Source organism: Mycoplasma sp. 394, assembly GCF_054353895.1.
The window spans coordinates 97050-115957 of sequence record NZ_JBTHHL010000003.1 but is presented as its reverse complement, the minus strand read 5'-3'; the positions used below and the strand labels follow the sequence as shown (position 1 = coordinate 115957).

15 protein-coding genes are annotated in these 18908 nt (G+C 29.5%); 1 reads left to right on the top strand and 14 read right to left on the bottom strand.

The features are described 5' to 3' along the window. The 4 genes from ACXYRQ_RS01775 to ACXYRQ_RS01760 all read right to left on the bottom strand — a co-directional run. The coding region (locus tag ACXYRQ_RS01775) for a restriction endonuclease subunit S domain-containing protein (protein ID WP_458614641.1) at positions 1-669 on the bottom strand (669 nt) is incomplete at its 3' end. A gap of 75 nt (positions 670-744) precedes the next feature. Next, entirely contained in the window at positions 745-1395 is a 651-nt protein-coding gene (locus ACXYRQ_RS01770; RefSeq protein WP_458614640.1) for a deoxynucleoside kinase, read from the bottom strand. Continuing rightward, entirely contained in the window at positions 1386-2060 is a 675-nt protein-coding gene (locus tag ACXYRQ_RS01765; RefSeq protein WP_458614639.1) for a deoxynucleoside kinase, read from the bottom strand. The genes ACXYRQ_RS01770 and ACXYRQ_RS01765 overlap by 10 nt, the downstream gene beginning before the upstream one ends. Positions 2061-2278: 218 nt before the next feature. Then, positions 2279-2701 (bottom strand): hypothetical protein, encoded by a 423-nt coding sequence (locus ACXYRQ_RS01760; protein WP_458614638.1) that lies wholly within the window; start codon positions 2699-2701, stop codon positions 2279-2281. A 97-nt stretch (positions 2702-2798) separates the two neighbouring features. On the opposite strand from ACXYRQ_RS01760, the gene ACXYRQ_RS01755 reads away from it, so the two are divergent. Continuing rightward, positions 2799-3377 carry a thymidine kinase gene (locus ACXYRQ_RS01755; RefSeq protein WP_458597615.1) on the top strand — a complete coding sequence of 193 codons (579 nt, stop codon included), beginning with the start codon at positions 2799-2801 and terminating at the stop codon, positions 3375-3377. A gap of 40 nt (positions 3378-3417) precedes the next feature. On the opposite strand, the gene pgmB is transcribed toward ACXYRQ_RS01755, so the two are convergent. The 10 genes from pgmB to ACXYRQ_RS01705 all read right to left on the bottom strand — a co-directional run bounded on the left by pgmB (position 3418) and on the right by ACXYRQ_RS01705 (position 18908). After that, positions 3418-4080, bottom strand: coding sequence for a beta-phosphoglucomutase (gene pgmB / locus ACXYRQ_RS01750; RefSeq protein ID WP_458614636.1), 663 nt, complete (start codon positions 4078-4080; stop codon positions 3418-3420). Beyond that, a complete protein-coding gene (locus ACXYRQ_RS01745; protein ID WP_458614046.1) occupies positions 4073-6451 on the bottom strand; it encodes a glycosyl hydrolase family 65 protein in 2379 nt (792 codons plus the stop codon). The genes pgmB and ACXYRQ_RS01745 overlap by 8 nt, the downstream gene beginning before the upstream one ends. Positions 6452-6458: 7 nt before the next feature. After that, a complete protein-coding gene (locus ACXYRQ_RS01740) occupies positions 6459-8093 on the bottom strand; it encodes an alpha-amylase family glycosyl hydrolase (RefSeq protein ID WP_458614635.1) in 1635 nt (544 codons plus the stop codon). Continuing rightward, complete coding sequence (locus ACXYRQ_RS01735) at positions 8074-10095, bottom strand: alpha-amylase family glycosyl hydrolase (protein ID WP_458614633.1); 2022 nt, start codon at positions 10093-10095, stop codon at positions 8074-8076. Before ACXYRQ_RS01735 ends, ACXYRQ_RS01740 begins: the two co-directional genes overlap by 20 nt. Positions 10096-10299: 204 nt before the next feature. Next, positions 10300-11007 carry a GntR family transcriptional regulator gene (locus ACXYRQ_RS01730; protein ID WP_435128852.1) on the bottom strand — a complete coding sequence of 236 codons (708 nt, stop codon included), beginning with the start codon at positions 11005-11007 and terminating at the stop codon, positions 10300-10302. Between the two features lie 23 nt (positions 11008-11030). Next, complete coding sequence (locus ACXYRQ_RS01725; protein ID WP_458614631.1) at positions 11031-12791, bottom strand: alpha-amylase family glycosyl hydrolase; 1761 nt, start codon at positions 12789-12791, stop codon at positions 11031-11033. 85 nt (positions 12792-12876) lie between these two features. Next, positions 12877-13545 (bottom strand): hypothetical protein, encoded by a 669-nt coding sequence (locus ACXYRQ_RS01720; protein ID WP_458614630.1) that lies wholly within the window; start codon positions 13543-13545, stop codon positions 12877-12879. Next, complete coding sequence (locus ACXYRQ_RS01715) at positions 13545-14765, bottom strand: ABC transporter ATP-binding protein (RefSeq protein WP_458614629.1); 1221 nt, start codon at positions 14763-14765, stop codon at positions 13545-13547. The genes ACXYRQ_RS01720 and ACXYRQ_RS01715 overlap by 1 nt, the downstream gene beginning before the upstream one ends. 1 nt (position 14766) lies before the next feature. After that, the gene (locus ACXYRQ_RS01710; RefSeq protein ID WP_458614627.1) at positions 14767-15726 is read right to left on the bottom strand and encodes a sugar ABC transporter permease; all 960 of its coding nucleotides are present in this window, start codon (positions 15724-15726) and stop codon (positions 14767-14769) included. Beyond that, positions 15726-18908, bottom strand: a complete 3183-nt coding sequence (locus ACXYRQ_RS01705; RefSeq protein ID WP_458614626.1) for a carbohydrate ABC transporter permease — start codon at positions 18906-18908, stop codon at positions 15726-15728. The genes ACXYRQ_RS01710 and ACXYRQ_RS01705 overlap by 1 nt, the downstream gene beginning before the upstream one ends.

Sequence of the window (18908 nt, the reverse complement as noted above, 5' to 3'; positions counted from 1 at the left end):
TGAATATTTATACATCATATCTCCCAAAAGCTCTTGTTCTCAAGCGTGAGTAAATCCAGAGAAACGAATATTAGGAAATTTTGAGTTTTGATCAGGAAACATTTTAGATAGTAAAGTTGACTTAATGTTCTTTAAAAAGTCATATTTTCGCTTATGAAGTGAAAGGTAGGAGTCTAAGGAATTGAAAAGATGAGAGATTTTTTGTTGTTCATGCTTTGATGTAGTTTTTAACAAATTCTTTTCTAACTCATTTAAATTAATATTTTTTCCTTGTCTTAATCCGTAAGTTAAAGGAACAAGAGAATTTATGAACTCACTACTTTTGAAGACATACATTCAAAAATTTGGATGATGTTTATCTAGATTTCTAAATCTTAGAACATTGTAAATGGGCGATGTAAGTCCTTCAAATTTAGAAAAGGCTAAACCACTATTAAAAGACGAAAGATGCAAAACAAAGTCGTTTGGTAGAACCCTTTTAAAACTCTCAAGTGATTTAACTTTCTTTTTGGAATCTTTTAGTATCATCCCGTAATTAATTGATGCGGTTAAAAGTGGTAGATAAGCAAAACCTCTCTCATCTACACGAAATAAAATTTTTCCAAAAGCATCTTGTTCTCACTCATCTTCAAATCCATTAAACCTCAAACTAGGTACTTTTTTGTCCATTTCTATCCTTTCTTTTTATAATTATATTTAAAAATATCAATTTTTAAATAGACAAAAATAGATATCAAATAATATCTATTTTTCATCAACAAATCGATCTATAATTTTTGTTGCTTCTTTTAACACTTGATGGTCATCTAAATCATTTGTATTAATTATTCTATAAGGAATATTATATTTTTGCACCAATTGTTCAAACAAAGGACGATATAACTGATGTAATCTTTTAAAATAATCTATATTCAAATCAAAGTTTTTAATTTCAACATCTCTACCTCTTTTTAGGATGCGATTTTTAATTACATCAAAATCAGCATCTAAAAAAATTGCTAAATCAGGGTTATCTTTTAAATCTATAATATAATCGAACAAAGCATTAAATGCATTTAGATACTTTGTTGGTTTTTGCTCAAGTGTAACTGTTGCAAAGATATGATGTTCAACATTAAAGCGATCTAAGAAGATATGGTGTCATTTATGATTATGATTTTTTAAAAATTCTGCTTCAGCATTCTTAAATCTTTCCGAAATAGATTCAATGATGTATGATTGAAATGCAATATCGATATTAGGATATTTTTGATAAATTCATTCTAAAAAAGTATTAAAAACATCATCATTGGAATCTAGTTCTTCTAATAACATTGAATTTTGATAATGATTAGCAAGTTGTTTGCTGAGTGTTGATTTACCACATCCAATCATTCCACTAATTGCTATTTTCATACTCGCTCTTTTGCTTTTGATAAATCAAAATTATCAATGATTTCAATTGCTTTTGCTAAAACTTCTGCTTCTGTAAGGTTGTTGGTATCAACAATAACATAATTTAGATGATATTTATCAGCTTGCTTGATAAACAAGTCCTTATACACCCTATAAAGGTTTTTAAAGTAGTCTTTGTTCAGCTCATAATTATTTATTTCAACTTCACGACCCCGTTCAAATAAACGCTTTTCAAAGGTTTCATAACTCATATCTAAATAAATTGCTAAATCTGGAATTTCTTCATCTGTAATCATATGTTCAAATAAAGCATCATAACCTTTTAAATAATTTCTTCCTTTAACTTTCAAATTTACATGTGCAAAAATATAATGTTCAATGCTAAAGCGATCTAAGATTAAGTGATTATTTTTTAAATCGTTATGTTTTGCAGCAAATTCTGTAAATAACTCTTGTAGTTTAGTTGTATGATTTTCCACAACATAAGTTTGTAAAGCCATTGTTAAGTTAGGTTTCTTTTCATACAATCATTTTAAAAAGGTATTGAAAACTATATCATCTTTATCAAATTCATCTAAAATAACAGATGTTTTATAATGTTCATTTAATTTTTTGGATAATGTGCTTTTTCCACTACTTATCATCCCACTAATTCCTATTACCATTTTTCCTCCTGTAGTTTTTAAGTATAGCAAAAAAACAAATGCAAAACTAGCAATTAATTAAAAAAGTTGATTAAAATTAATTATAAAAATTATTCATTTTACTTTTTTTATCTTACTGATAGATAAAAAAGTTTTTGAAAAAGTTTCATAATTAAAAATTATCTAAATCATCTTAATTTAGATAATCTACTGAATTAATATTTTCATCGCTACTTCTATTAATTTTGTGGTTCTGAACTTTTTGCAGTTCCTTTTCCCTTAGCAATGTTTTGTAATTGCTCTAATAAAGTAGCATTACTTTTTGGATATTTTGCATCTGCTGCAGCATATTTTGCTGTATAGTCTGGAGTATTTTTGTCTAAATGAATAGTTTCTTGGTAAAATGCTAATGTATCTGCAACAACATCATCTGCTACATCTTTTAACTTATTTTGCATCTCAGTTTTTGCTTCAGTTTCTTTGCTTTCTATAAAGTTATAAGTTTTTTTAGTTTCTGTTAAAATTGCATTTATCAAATTATTTTTTTTGCTAGATTCGGTTGCTTTTGTTTTTTCACCTGAACCACAAGAAACAGCAGCGGCAACTGGAACTAACGATAAAGTAGCGGCAGAAAATGCTCAAATTTTCTTTTTATGTTTCATCTTTTTTCCTTTCTTGAAAATTTTATCAAAATTTGATAAAAGATATTTAGGAATTTTATAAAAGTTTTATAATGATATAACACACTTGAAAGGAAGAATGAACTTAAAAAGACCAGAAGGAACCTTAGAAGTAATTACTGGACCAATGTTTTCAGGTAAAACTGAAGAATTACTTAAAAGACTTAAAATTCTAGAAATAGCAGAAGTAAAAACAATGGTATTTAAACCACATTTTGATACTAGATTTGATAAAAATAAAATTGTAAGTCGCACAGGAGCAAAAACTAAAGCAATTGTTATTAAGCAATCAAAAGATATTATTGATCACTGAAATCCTGAATATCGAGCTGTTGCAATCGATGAAACTAATTTTTTAGATGATGGAATTTTTGAAGTTATCGATAAATTAGTATTAAGTGGAGTTAGAGTAATTGTAAGTGGATTGGATATGGATTTTTTAAGACGTCCGTTCGGAGTTATGCCTGGTTTACTTGCGATCGCAGATGATATATGTAAGTTAAAAGCGGTATGTTTACAATGTAAATCTGATGCGGCCTTTTCATTTCGTAAGGATGTGAATAACGAGTTAAATGTATTAGGTGATAGCGAATATGAAGCACGCTGTCGCAGATGTCATATTTTAGGTGAAAAACAAAAGTATAAGAAAAGAAAATAATTTATTTGCCTATAAGCAAATAAAAACAGACATATGTCTGTTAGTTGAATTTTGCTAAAATAGTATCTAAATTTAATTGCGATGTAGATGTTAAAACAATATCTGCATTTTTAAATTCTTCTGCATTTGCTGCGATTGCAACAGCTTTCATCTTTGCATCTTTAATCCCTTGAATTCCAGCAACTGCATCTTCGATTCCGAAGCATTCACTTACATCTAAGGATAAACCTACTGCAGCCTTAATAAAGATATCTGGTGCAGGTTTACCGTTCTTGATATCTCCCGGATAAACAATGTAATCAAAAAGGTTGATAATACCTAATTTTTCCAAGATAGTAGGGGCATTATAACTACTTGATGCAATAGCAAGTTTTAAATTTTTATTTTTTGCATCGGATAAAAATTTTGTTATCCCTGGTAAAATGGATTTTTCATTAATTTGTGTTTGCAAAAGTTCTTTATAGAACAAATTTTTTTGTTCACTTACTTCTAGTAATTTTGAATTATTTAGCTGCAAGCTTGGTTTTTTAAGTTTTAAAATAGCTTTTAAGGTTTCGATGCGTGGTAAGCCACGCAAAAGTTCATTATCTGCAAAAGTATAATCGATATCAAATTGTTTAACAACTTTTGCTCAAGATTGATAGTGTAAAATTGCTGTATCAGTAATCACCCCATCTAGATCAAAAATTATTCCTTTAATCATGGATAACCTCGAAAGTTTGTGGATTTTTATTTATATTTCTTTTTTGTCCATTGATTCAGATATAACCGTTAAATTTAGTATCTAAAATTGTTCTAATGCTAAAGTTTTGTTGATTTAAAACAACTTCAAATGCAGCATTTTGGTATTTAAAACGATATGTAAGTTTACTTCAATTTTTTGGAAGTAGTGGTTCTAGATGCAATGCATCATTATGTCAATTTAAACCTCCAAAACCAAAAACAATCATATGATAAATTGCAGCTAATGAACCAGCATGAATTCCTGCATCGGATGTATGCATTGCAGGACCTAAGTCCACATTGATTCCATATTTAAATAACTGGTAGGCTTTTTCAATCATTTTCAATCTTACTGCTTCGATGGTATATGTAACAGGAGACAGCGATGAATCGTGTGTTGTAACAGGTTCATAAAAATCAAAATTCGCTTTTCTTATTTCTTTAGAATATAAATGTGGTAGGATGTTTAACAGCAAAATAACATCGGCTTGTTTAACAAGTTGACAAGAAAGTAACGCATTTCCTTCTTGGGTGTTAAATAGTTTTTTGCCTGCATCACCTAACATCTGAAATGGTAGAACATTACCACGATGTAGTTGTAAAAACTGGTCATTTTCAGCGATAACTAAATTCTCATTTGGTTTTTGTTGCTTGAGTTTTTCTGAAACTTCTTTAAGTTTTGTTACATTAATTGGGTAAGGAATTTTTGATTTAATAATAGCTCATCAATAAGGTTTTTTCTTTTTTAATAAATTTATATATTTTAAAGCTAAATCAATATTGAACTTGGCTAACATATTGATATAAGCACTATTATCAATATTTCCTTTATATTCATTTGGACCCATTACATCTAGAATATGATAACTTCCATCACTTTGTTTTTCAGCACGTGATGCATAGAAAATAGCTGTATCGATAATCATTTCATATCCCATTTGTTCCATGAATTTTTCATCACCAGTAATTTTATAATATTGATTTACTGCAAAAGCAACATCAGCTGAAACATGAATTTCTTGACGACGTGAAGCGATGGGAATTTGTTTACCGGTCATCACATCAGCTTGACCTCAATATGGACATACCTCGCCATCAGTTGGTCATGCCATTTCTCAAGGGAACTGTGCCCCTTTTAAATTACTTTCTTGAGGTCTTTCTTTGATTTCTCTTGCTTTTGCACGAGCCCCTTCAATGCCTTTATATCTATATGTTAGTAAGTTTCGAGCAACTTTAGCTCGATTGAATAAATAAATTGGATTAATAAAGAACTCGGTATCTCAATATGTATGTCCTTGATAACCTTCACCTGAAAGTCCTTTAGCACCCACATTTAAGTTTGTTGAATGTCTAGGTACAAACCCGTTTAGATGAAAGATTGCAAAATCAAGAGCGAGTGAATCGTATTTGCTTTCTTCATCGCCTTCGATTTTGACAAAGAACTCTTTTCAAACTTGAGAATGCATTTTTTCAATTGATTCATTTTTAAGTTCTTCATATGATTTATTAAGTAGTTGCTGATGTTTTGTATTTGCATTTTCACGAACAACTTTTTTCGGTAATAATGAATTTTTGCTATCAACTGATGTATGAACCGACATTAATTTTTCTAGTTCAATTACATCGCCTGCTTTAGCATTTAATTTGATTTTAAAACCTACATAGCGACGCTTCATTTCGATAACATAGTCGTCATTTCCACCCCTAATAAACTCACCATTTAAATAAAGTTTGGTGATAAGGTTATGAACTGCTCAACGCTTAGAAAGTGTAGTACACTGCTCCATTTGCAGTGATTCAGTAGTGATTCGGGTTTTTGCACCTTCCCCAAAATGTTGAGTTCCAGAGTTGGTGACTTGTGCATTAATAGCAGGTTTGATAATAATTTCTATATCTTTATTATCAGTTGTTTCTAAAACTTTAATCTTAATTTTTTGTGCATAAACATTCGGATCATTTCTAGAAACAAAACGTTCAAAAATAAAACAGTATTTTCCGTGATCACGTTCTAATAAGATCTTACGTTTTAAAAAACCTTCTCGAATGTAAAGTGTTTTATTATACTCGTCACGGTTTTTAACATCAAAAGTTATACCGTTAATGATAATAGGAGTAGTCATTAAATCTGCTAAATTTACTAACTCAGGCGAATCGTCTTTGGTATCTTTATTAAACATCCCGTTAACAAAAAAGTCTTCTTTGTTATATGATGCTCTTTCTTCGTCTGCGCTCCGTATTCCCATATATCCGTTACCTAATGCAAAGATGCTTTCAGTTTTTGCAGTTACTGAACGGTTGAATTTAATTTGACTAATCCGTTTTTTCTCTAAATCGTATTTTAAAAAATCCATGTTTTCCTTAATTAACTTTGATTAATACAGATTCGTAAGGACGAAATGTGTTTGTTATTGGTTTATTATCACTATATGTTGATAAAATTTGTTGTCCTGTATCGATTTGTTCAAAAATTTCTTTGTTTGTAACATTTAAATATGCAATTAATTTTGTGTCTTGATACTCGCGAACGATTTTAATAAGTCCGCTGTAAGTAATTTTAAGATGTGAAGAACCTAATACAAAAACATCTCTATATGTTGTTTTACGCATTGAAATAAGGTTTTGATAAAAGTAAAAAATACTATTTGCATCTGCTAATGCAGTTTCAACATTGATATGTTCACTGTTTCTACCAAAATTGATTCAAGGTTTTGAACCTGCATTAAATCCGGCATTAGTTTGCTTGTTTCATTGCATTAGCGATCTTCCTGCATCGCGTGAATTGATATTTAGATATTTGATAAACTCTGATTCGCTATAAATTTTATTTTTATCTACTAAATCAGCGAATCCATTTTCAATATCGCAATCACGGAATTGAGATCTGTTATCAAAATGAGTATTTAATAAACCAATTTCTTCACCATAATAAATGCAAGGAATACCTTTTAAAGCAAAAAGCATTAGAGCATGAGATTTGGCTGCTTCGCTATGAAAAATACCTTCATCTCCCCATCTAGAAATGCTACGTGATGTATCGTGGTTAGATAGGAAATTGGTAAACATTTGTGTTGTAATGTTATTATTATGTTGAAAAGGTTGTTGCTGATAAACAAACTCTTTATAGTCTCAATTAGCATCGTATCCATTTCTGCCTGTTTTTCTACCTCAACCGATTCATCATCAAGCAAAATTGAAGTAGTTTTGTGAAACTTGATTATCACCTTTTGCATATTCTAATAATTCATCTGCTGTTATTCCTGAAGCTTCCCCTAATGTGTATGCATCTGGTTTGTTTTTAAATGCTTGTTCATTGAATTTTTTAAGATATTCAACTGCTCCATCACATCAAGCAAAATAAGGGTTAGCAGCAACATTATCAAAGGTTTTTGCTACATGTTTAATAGCATCAAGTCGAAAACCACGAACACCTAAATTGTATCAAAAATCTATAACATCAGACATTGCATCAATGGTATTTGGGTGTGCTCAGTTTAAATCAACTTGTTCTTTTGAAAATAAGTGAAAGTAGTATTTTTGAACACTTGGAACATATTCTCATGCAGAACCACCAAAAATACTTTGTGCTTTTGCCTCTTCATCGGTAAGTTTTTCTCTTCAAATAAAGTAGTTATGTTCAACGTTTTCAACCGATTCACAGGCTTTTTTAAATCACTGGTGTTCATTTGAGACATGATTTAGCACAATATCCATAATAATATCAATTCCATATTCTGCGGCTTTTGATGACATTAATCTAAAGTCTTCTAAGGTACCAAATTGTTTTCATACTGATTTATAATCAAGCACATCGTAACCAGCATCGACGAAGTTAGTGTCATATGTTGGACATAATCAAATAGCATTTATTCCTAATTTATGTAGATATGGAAGTTTTGTGATAATCCCTTGTAAATCCCCATCTCCATCGTTATTCGCATCATAAAACGATCTAGGGAAAATTTGGTAAATAATTTTATCTTGCAGTTTTATCATTTCTTACCTCTAATAATACTGATGAGTGTGGTGATAAAATACCATTTTTATACTCAATTTTTGAGTTGAATAAAACTTTTAAGTCTTTGTCATAGGTATATTCTTCATCAGAGAAGTTATGAATTACCTGAATAACTTGTTTTTGATAAGTTATTTTAAAAATTATGATTTTTTTTAAGGTATCAACATCAATAAATTTAAGACATTGGTTGATTAATCTATTACTATGGAGTCTAAAAAATGGAGTTTTATTACGGTATTTATTTAATTTTTTAAAGAACTCAAAAGCATATTTTTCAACTTTTGGATTCTTTAGGTTTTTTCATTTGATTCCGTTGGTGTAGTCAGTTGTTTTATATGAATTTGACTGGTATGCAGACTTATCTGGATAATACTTAAAATCATCATAGGTTGATACCACACAGCGATCAGTTTCGCTTCCTGATATATCACAGGGTTTACTTTGAAGAAGTTCGGTTCCGGCTAAAACAAGTTGTTTTCCTTGAGTAAATATTGTCATCATTAAAGCTTGTCGATACATTTCAATACGCTGAATTAATGTTAAATCCTTAGTTGTAGTGTTAATTTTATCTCATAAAGTCATACCATCGTGACATGCTGCATAAGCTAAATTTACTGAAATATCGTTAGCAAAAAGAGCATACGGGTCTTTTGAATAATATATATTTCCAAAATTGTAATCCTTAATACCACCTACAATACTTGTTACATATTGACGAAATAGTTCCATATCAAATTTTGAAATTAAGCCAGATGCATATTCTGAGTGTTCATCACCTTTGATAGCATTACGAACCGAATCGTTAAAGTATCCAAAAGCAATGTCATTTCCGGTTACTCCTTTGATGTAGCTGATGTCATGTTTTAAATCACCACATCTTCAGGCTTCACCGTGTAAGATAAGTTTTGGATTTATTTTACGCAGTTCCTTAGCAATTTCATTAAATGTTTCAGCATGCATAAAGCAAGAAAGGTCGAAACGAAAACCATCAACTCCGAATTCTTCGACAAAATATTTTAGCGAATCTAAAATAATTCGTTTTACCATATATCTTTCATCAGCAAGGGGTGGATATGTAACAGGTTTAACCTTAGCATTATCTCGATAATAATAACCAGGTAAAACATTATCATAGATGTTGTTAGTCATCATATGATTATAGACAACATCTAAAATAACTCCAACTCCTTTTTTATGTGCATTTGAAACTAAATTACGAAATTCAGCGATTTTTGCATATGGATCTTTAGGATTACTGCTGTATTGAGCATTTATTGCAAAATAATTATGAGGATCATATCCTCAGTTGTAATTAGTGGTTCATCCACTTCCTTGTCCTTTTTTAAGAATGTTTTGGTTATTTTCATTTAATGCATATGTGCTATGAATAGGTAGAAACTGCACGTGTGTGATACCGAGTTTTTTGACATATGAGAATAAATCTGCTTCTAATAGAGCATTAAATGTCCCTAGTTTACTTTTAAACTCTTTTTGACTTTTTAAACTAGTAAAGTCACGAACATGTAACTCATAAATTAATGCATCGGTGCTATTATTAAGTTCGGTAGCGAGTTTTTTAGGAACAGAACCTGCTTTTTTTGAATTTATATTAACCAATGCTCCATAACCTACTTTATCTTCTTTACCTTCTCAATCAAATGCAGCTAATGAAATAGCATATGGGTCTAAAGCATTTGTAATGCTACCATCTGGCTGTCAAATTTTATATTGATAAAAATATCCTTCAAAATGTAATGGTATTTGTGTTTTTCAAACTGTGTCTATTTTTAATGAATCAAATTTTTGAACAAATTTTAAATTACTATCATAGAGCATCACTTCGACTCTTTGAGCAAGTGGCTGTCAAAGTTTTAGTTGAATATGAGAGTCTAAAAATTTAATTCCTAAATCAGGTTTTTTATATGCATATTTTTCATCAAAATCTGCATAAAACCTTTTGTTTTTATTCTTAATATTCATATGCGATATTATAAATTTATTTTGTCTTTTTTAGGTATAAATTAATAATTTTCTTGACATATCAAAGAGATAATTTTATGCACCTAAAATATAATAAAAAAATTAAAAACAGCATAAAAAATGTGCTAGTTTTTAACTTTTTTTCAATAAATCAAATTTCTTTTATTACTAAGAGCAAGAAAAAAATAAATTTTATTTTAAAAATTATACATATAATGAAAATTCTTGATGATAGAATTTAAAATGTTCGGGTTTTATATAATATTTTCCCGCTATACAAATGCTATCGCTGTCATAACCTCAAAAAGCAATAACAACCATGTTATCAACACCAAATTTATTTACTTTTTCATATTTTAATTCATAAACAATATTTTTTAGACTATGTCGATCAATTAGAATGTTGATAATTGGTGTTCTAGTATCAATAGGTTCGAATTCATCAATGTTTTTAGTAGAAACATATATATCACCTTCAGCAATAATCTCACCTGCCTTTTGATAGTTCATTTTAAAAGAACGATGTCCTTCGGTAAAAATAATATTTTTATCTTTAAATCAATTCGGCAAGGTTTCCTTAGTTTCACTGCCAAGAATTCTATCAACCCCGATCAAATAACTTATAGGTTTAATTAGGTTATGAAAATTTTCTGCTACAAAGTGGCCACGTTTTGAAATAGAGTAAATTGCACCAATAGAAAAAAGTTTCTGATAAGCAGATACCACAACAGAACGTGAACAATTAAATCGATTCATAAGTTGATGTTCAGAAGGCATAATCATATTTATAGGAATTTTTTTAGTCGAAATTAAATCAATTAAATACTTAATCAAATTATTAGTCTTGGTTTGATTAAGGTTTGTTTTTTCATTTGTGTCTTTTTGATACTTAACTGGACTATTCTTTTTCATAAATATATTTTAACAAAATAAAATTATTTTCTAATTAACTTGAAAATAACATATCCACCTTGTTCGATTCAGATTCTTCATGATTCGTTTTTTGCTTTATATAGCAAAATTTGTTCAAAGTTATAATTACGAGAAATTTTTAATAAATCAAGTTTTTTATGTTGATAGTTACAAAAAGCAAATAATAAGTATTCTTTTTGTTGTCCTAAGTCTTTTCGGATTATAACACTACTATAATCAACTGTATCAACAAAATCATAAGGATTTGCTATCGTATCAGCATCTGTTAGTGATAAAAATGGATAATGTTTTCTTAGTTTTGCCATAAACTGAATTAGTTTGTATGCTTGTCCTTGTTTGCTTTGCACATCAGCGCTTTCTAAATTAAGTGCTGATGTAAACATTATATGATCTCCAAAACTTTCTTTTACTTTCGGATCATAAATAAAGCAGTTATAAGTATTATTTTCCCATTTCATTGGTTCTCTTAAGGTAGGATCACCATAATATCTAGTTGAATAATAATAAAGTTCATCTGCTGCATAAATAATAGGTGTGGCAGGTAATGCTAAAAGCACAAATAATGCAATATTTAGTGCTTCTTTTTCTGATGTTGTAAGATTATCGTTAAATTTATATCATTTTTTCTTACTGATTTGACTGCGATATACTTCAAGTCATCTACGCACATCATGGTTATCTAAAAACGGGATTCATTTAGCTTTTTGCGATGTATTTTGATATTCAATTAACATATTTTTTAGTTGATTATATTCAATTCTAACATCTGGATTGTGTCTGAAAAATTTTCCACCATCATAGATTGTATCTAACCCGATGTTACCATCTGCATCCTTTAAATACATTAACCCTTTGACAGCATCTGAATTAACTCACTCACCCATCATAAATACTTCTTCTCTGTTTTCTGCATCAGTAATTTGTTTTGATGCATCCCTTAGAAGGTGAAAAATTTTTGCTTCATTAAAATTGTTTTTAGTTTCAATTTCACTTGAATAATATTCTGCAAAAGCATCGTAACGAAATCCATCTACACCAACAGCTGTTCAAAATTTTTGAATATGAATCAGTTGTTCAATAACTTTATAATTATCTAAATTTAAATCAGGCATCCCGTAAGAAAAACGTGCTAAGTAGGTTCGATTAGTTGCATTTATATCTGTGGTAAAGGGATATTTGCTTTTTATTTTCTCATTATCAACTTTAACATCTGAATCATATAAATTTATATCAAGACGATAAAAGTCACTGTATCCATCATTAGCAAGTGCTGCTTGAAATCAAGGATGTTCATAAGAAGTATGATTGAATACCATATCTAAAGAAACTTTGATTCCGTGTTCATGTGCTATGTTTAAAAAATCAATAAAAGCATTCATGCCACCCAATCGTGAATCAACATTGCAATAATCAATAACAGAATAGCCGTGATAACTTGACGCAGGATGGATTGGGCTTAATCAGATTTGATCGACTCCGAGGTTGCTAATATATTCAATTTTATCTTTTAAACCGATAAAATCCCCGATTCCATCATTATTTCCATCAGCAAAGTTATATATTAAAACTTGATAAATTATGTTGGTATTTTTGTAATTTTTTAACTTCTTTGCCTTTGGAGCAGTTAAAAACAGATTTTTATAGTCTGTATGATATTCATAATCGACGCGATTGTTATCTCATGATGCAGCAGTTTTAAAAGGTTGTTTTTTAAGCAAATATGAATAATATAACTTGTAAAAAGTTTTACTAAAAGATTTCATAGGAATAAATGATATCATAATGGATTAATAATTTTTGTATAAACTTGACAGGTTAAGAAAAACCAAGGGAAACCCTTGGTAAATATTATTTTGAATTGTTTAATAAAGCATTAATTTCAACTTTTAACTTTTGTGTATCATGAGCTTTGGCTGCTAAAATTTTATCTTTTTTAACAAATCCGTATCTTTTCTTAGCAACTATTATTAAAACAATACATATAAATGCTAAAATCATAGCAATTCATGATGTTGTATAATTGATTCTAGGTAAATCTCCTGTTTGAATTGGTGTATATGATTTTGCATTATCAGTTATAATAAGTGTGTAATTATTTTTAAATGTTTGATCTGGTTGTAAAGCATTTATAAAGAACAAAGCTATAAAGATAGCAGGTATCAAAGCAAATAAGTAAATAAATGTTTTATCGGAATTTGATTTATTTTTATATAACATAACTTGCATATAAATCAAGGTTAATAAAGCAACCAATGAAAGAAAAATACTGATTGAATTTAAACTTCAAAAGACTTCTTTTAACTGATATGAAGGTGAGTTAGCATAAACTTGTGCAGGGGTAAATCCGGCTGCTGTATCGCTGTTTAAAATGTAGTTATATTCAAGTTGAATTTGTGCATAAAAGCGAGTGTATAAGGTTGCTTGCAAAATTATTACAATTGCTAAAAACACAGAAATAATTGCTAAATAAATTTTACGTTCTAAATAGTTGTTTTTAGTATCAAAATACTTATGCATTAGTTAATTCTTTCTTCGCTTTGACTATCAAATAAGTGGATGCGAGATACGATAAATTCAACATAAACATGTGAATATAATTCAAATTCTTCAGAGTTAGAAGCATTAACAATAAATTCAATATCTTCATTAATCCGCACTGTGACTAATTGATCTTTACCGATTAATTCAATATTTGCAATTTTACCTAACACACGGTTTTCAGCATTGGAATAACTTATTTTTAGGTCTTCACTACGAAAACCGGCAACTACTTTTTGGTTTTCTTTTAATAATGCAGCTGTTTCTGTATCAAGTTTAATTTGAATTTTTTGATCATTAGATACCAATAAATTATCTTTATATATAGCATCAAAAGTATTCATTGTAGGTGAACCGATAAATTTAGCAACAAAAATATTAGCAGGTTTAAAGTATAAATCTTTACCTTTTCCATTTTGTTGGATTTTTCCATCGTTAAAAACAACAATTTGATCACCCATTGTCATCGCTTCGAGTTGGTCATGAGTAACATAAATACTTGTGGTATTTAACATACGATGAATGTTAACTATTTCGCGACGCATACTTTCGCGCAATTTAGCATCCAAGTTAGAAAGAGGTTCATCCATCAAGAATACAAGTGGTTTACGAGCAATTGCACGACCAATAGCTACACGTTGGCGTTGTCCTCCTGATAAATCACGGGGCTTACGGTAAAGGTAGTCATCAATACGTAAAATTTTTGCGACATCTTTAACACGACGATCGATGACATCCTTACGTTCACGAGCGATTTTTAATCCGAATGAAATGTTGTTGTAAACATTCATATGTGGGTATAAAGCATAAGATTGAAACACCATTGCGATATTACGTTCATTAGGTAAAAGGTTGTTATATCTTTTGTTATTAAATAATAAATCACCTTTAGTAATTGAATTTAATCCAGCAATCATCCTTAATAAAGTTGTTTTTCCACATCCTGAAGGTCCTAAAAAGATGCAGAATGTTCCAGCTTTAATATCTAAGTTAATATTTTCAAGTGTATATTTTTCGTTTCCTTCATATTTTTTTGAAATATTAACTAATTTGATATCAGCACCATTGCTTGATTCATAAATTTCACCTACTTCAGAAACAAGTGCGTCAATATCGATGGTTTCAAAACCGCTTGTATCATCTAATTTATCTTCTGTTACAACAGAATTATTTGTGTCTTTTTTCTTTTTAAAAAACATATTATCCTTTCACAGCTCCATCTGAAAGACCACCGACAATGTATTTTTGTAAGTACATAAATAATGCAAATGCAGGGATAGAGGCAAGAATCGAACCAGCTGCATATGCTCCTGCATTAACATGTTTTGGTTCAGCTGATAAGAATTGGTCTAGTCCAACAGCTAAGGTTTTTTCTTTTGAATCAGCAAGTACGAATTTAGGTAAGATAACATCAGTAAATGGTGTTAAAAACGATCATAAAGCCACCATAATAAGTGCAGGACGAATAACAGGAACTAAAATTTTAAAGAATAATCCTCAGTTGCTGCATCCATCGATTTTACCTGAATCATCAAGTTCACTTGATACTGTATCTAAGTAGGACTTAAGCATAAAGGTATTTGCTGAAATAGCTCCACCAGAATAAATAATAACTAACATAAATATTGATGGTATCCCAATGCTATTACCCAAACGAACCAATAAGAAAAGCGAAATAATAGCAGTTGTTGCTGGAATCAGTTGTAACATCATAATTATCATTAATGAATTTTTTGATCCAGCGAATTTAAATCTGGAATATGCATAACCATTTAATGCCACAGCGACAGTTGATATCACCATAGTTAAAACAGCAATTATGATGGTATTTTTATACCAAATCAAAAAGTCGCTACGAGGACTGGTAAATAAGTAAGAGAAGTTGTCTCAACCAAATTTAAATGGAACAACAGCAACTACACGCTCATTATTTACATTGAATGCTGAAATAATTAATGAAACTATTGGAAAGAGAATAATTATTGCTCAAAAGATTAAGAATAAGTAGTTAAAGAATAATCAGAATATTTCAAGTGGTGTTAAAGGTTTGGTGTCAGTTTCGTTAAAATTAATTCGTCTAGGAGTTAATTTTTTATACGGAACTTTTACTTTATCAAAGGTATGTTGATAAAATCTTTTGCGTTTTCATTTTTCGAACATTAATCTCTCCTTGACATAGTTTTAATAAACCCTCTTGCACCAATAGCAATTGAAATAAGAGCAGCAAAGGTTGTTAAGGCAGCAGCAAATGCTTGGTCACCTGGGATGTTGGTTGCTCCTTGTGCGATTTTGAAGACAAATGAAATAATAATATCAGTTGATGCTTCATTGAATGCAGATGCTTTAGCAAAGTTTGGCCCACCACCAGTGAAAATAGAAATTGTAGTGAAATTATTAAATGCTCCAACAAATTGACCAATTAGCATCGGTGCAATTGAAATAAGAAGCGATGGTAAGGTAAGATGTCAGAATAGTTGTCTTCCTTTTGCTCCATCAACAGCACCTGCTTCATAAATATCTTTTGGTATAGATTGTAAATTACCAGTTACAAGCATAAAGATAAATGCATAAGCAATTCATGTTTGCACCACGATTACCAATACACGAGCAGTACCGATTTCACCTAATCAGTTACGTGGCTCCTTTAGTAGTCCGATTGATAACATTATTTTGTTAATGTATCCAACTTCACCACCTTGAAATGATGATCTAAGAAATGATAAAGTAACGAATGCTGGAATAGCTCATGGTAAAATATAAATAAGTCTAAATATTTTTTTAAACTTAATGCGTTGGTTATTTGTTAAAATTGCGATTATAATACCAAGTGAAATAGGGATAAAGGTTGAAAAGACTGTCCATATTGCTGTTCAATAAAATACACGTCCTAAACCACTAAAGATACCAGTGTTACGAAATACTCATCAATATCCTCAGTTTTTAAGCCCTACTCAGTTAACAGTTTGTGCCGGAGCATAGTGCTCAAAACCATAGTTAGTAAATGAAACAAGCACTGATGTAATAATAGGTGTAGCTACCACAAAAAGCATTAATACTCAACCTAAAATAGAGATCACTCAGGGATATCCACCTGTCGAAATTCATCTTTTGGTATGTGATCATTTACTTGGACGAGAACCATATTCTAAGTTTTTTGCTACCCGATAACTACTAAGCGATGATGTAGCAAAGTATATTATGACTATTACCATCAAAATAACACTTATAACACCACCAAATAAGTATATCCGAGCATCTGTTAAAATACCTTCTGCATGGTTAAATTTGCCTGCTCCTAAGTCGCTAAAACCAGGAATTCCACCCATTTTATCTCAGTAAGCACCAAATGAAAATGGAACAATTAGTGCTCATAAAAAGATGCTTCCTAAACTAAGTAAAATTCCTTTTATGTATTGTTTAAAGAACAATAATTCAGAAAGACCAGGGAAAATAAATCCAAGCACTAAAGCAAGTCATCTGAAATTTTTCATTGTTTCAATTGGTATTGATTTTTGTGCTTCATTAATTTTGCTATCATATATTTTTGAATTAACTCGCATTTCAGCGAATTCACGTCAAAATGAAGTTTTCAAAATTTCTTTGTTAGATAAAACTTTTGATTTTAATTTTGCTTCTGTAACAGCCTCTTTATAGTCGATTTTGTATTCGATTTTCTTGTTTTTGAAAGCTACCTTAGTAATTTCTTTTGTCTTAATTTTTGCTTTTAAAGCTGCTATATTTTCTTTATAAGTTTTCTTATAAAGTTTTTTGGATGAAGCAAAAACTTTTTTCTCTGCTTGATATTCAGTTATAGGTTTTTCTTGTTTATTAATATTTGGATTGACATCTTTATTATTTAGTTTTTGGATAAGATTATCAATTACAGCCATTAGATTCGTAGATTCAGAACCGTTTTGGTTTTGATTTGATAAGTGTTTAAGATTATATAAAGAAACCTTTGATTTAATCCGTTCTTCGCAATATTTAATGCGAGTAAGTCGATAATCAATAAACTTTTCTCTTAATGCTTTTGATTCTACCTTGTGAAATTCACCTTCATATGTATATTTAACTTTTGCATCTGCAAGCAGATTTTTATATTGGGATTTTAACAATATTGAAAATTCATTTTGAACTCTTAAAACATTAATAAAATTTAAATATTCTTTTAAAGCGATATTAACAAAAGGATAATCATTGGTTACTTGATAAGCATTAAGAATATTAAGAATTTTGTTATTTTTAACTTTTAAACCTTTTAAATCTAGGTTTTTTATGCTAAAATCAATTTTTGGTAAGTTATTGAAGTTTTTTGAAAGTAATGAATATAAGTCTTTATAATTTTGCAATCTTGCTCGTTCTTTAAAAAATGGTTTAATTGATCTATATCATTGCTTAATTTTTATAACTTCTAAATTTGATTTATCAACAATTTCTTTAACAATCGCTTTATTAGCAACCTCAGTTGATAAAATTTGTTCTTGTTGTTGCTTTATTTTTTCTAACGAAAGCAACTTTTGTTGTTTAGCTTGACTTTTTCGTTCTTGCAGTTTACTTGTGTATTCATATTCGATTTGTAGGATTTTTTGTCTGTTTTCAAGAATAATATTTTCTTTTTCTTTTGTATATAACTCTTTTTGTAAAGTATATGTAGATTCATATTGACGTTTTAATTCTTGACGAAGAGCAAATAAACTTAATCTTTGTTTCTCTAAATTTTCATAGAAGTTTTTAAAGAATGTTTTTGCTGAATCTCCTAATCTTTGGATATATGCAAGTTCGTTAGGTAGCAATAAATTATGTATTTTTTCGATATCAAATTCTGTATCTTTAACATGTTTTAGATAAAGTTTAAGAATAGAAAAGATAGTGTATTTTTTAAATGTTTGCACTTCTGAAAGACGAGTTGAAGTCTGTAGTTTTTTAATACTTTCAACTTTAATTTCTAAATCATCAGCAGATTTTGTTAATGAATAAACAAAATCATTTGCATATGATTTAATGTCTTTTAGTTGTGCATTAATTTTTTTAAGTTCAAAATTTATCAAAGAAATCGAAGAGGTACAAAAGGATAATTTCTTAATAGAATCTTTAAGAACTATTATCTTGTTTTTGTAAGCAACTTTGTGCGAATTTAATTCGCGTTTTAGGTTGTCTTGTAGTTTTGTCCTTGCTCGTAAGAACAAATCTTTGTCTATTTTTTGTTGGTTATTAATACGATCTTGTGTTCTTAAGAAGACATTTTTAATCTGTTTTTTATAGGATTTAAGATTACCGGCACTCTGAGGTAATATTGAATCGAATGATTCACCGTATCAGTTGTACAGCTTTAATTTTTCCAT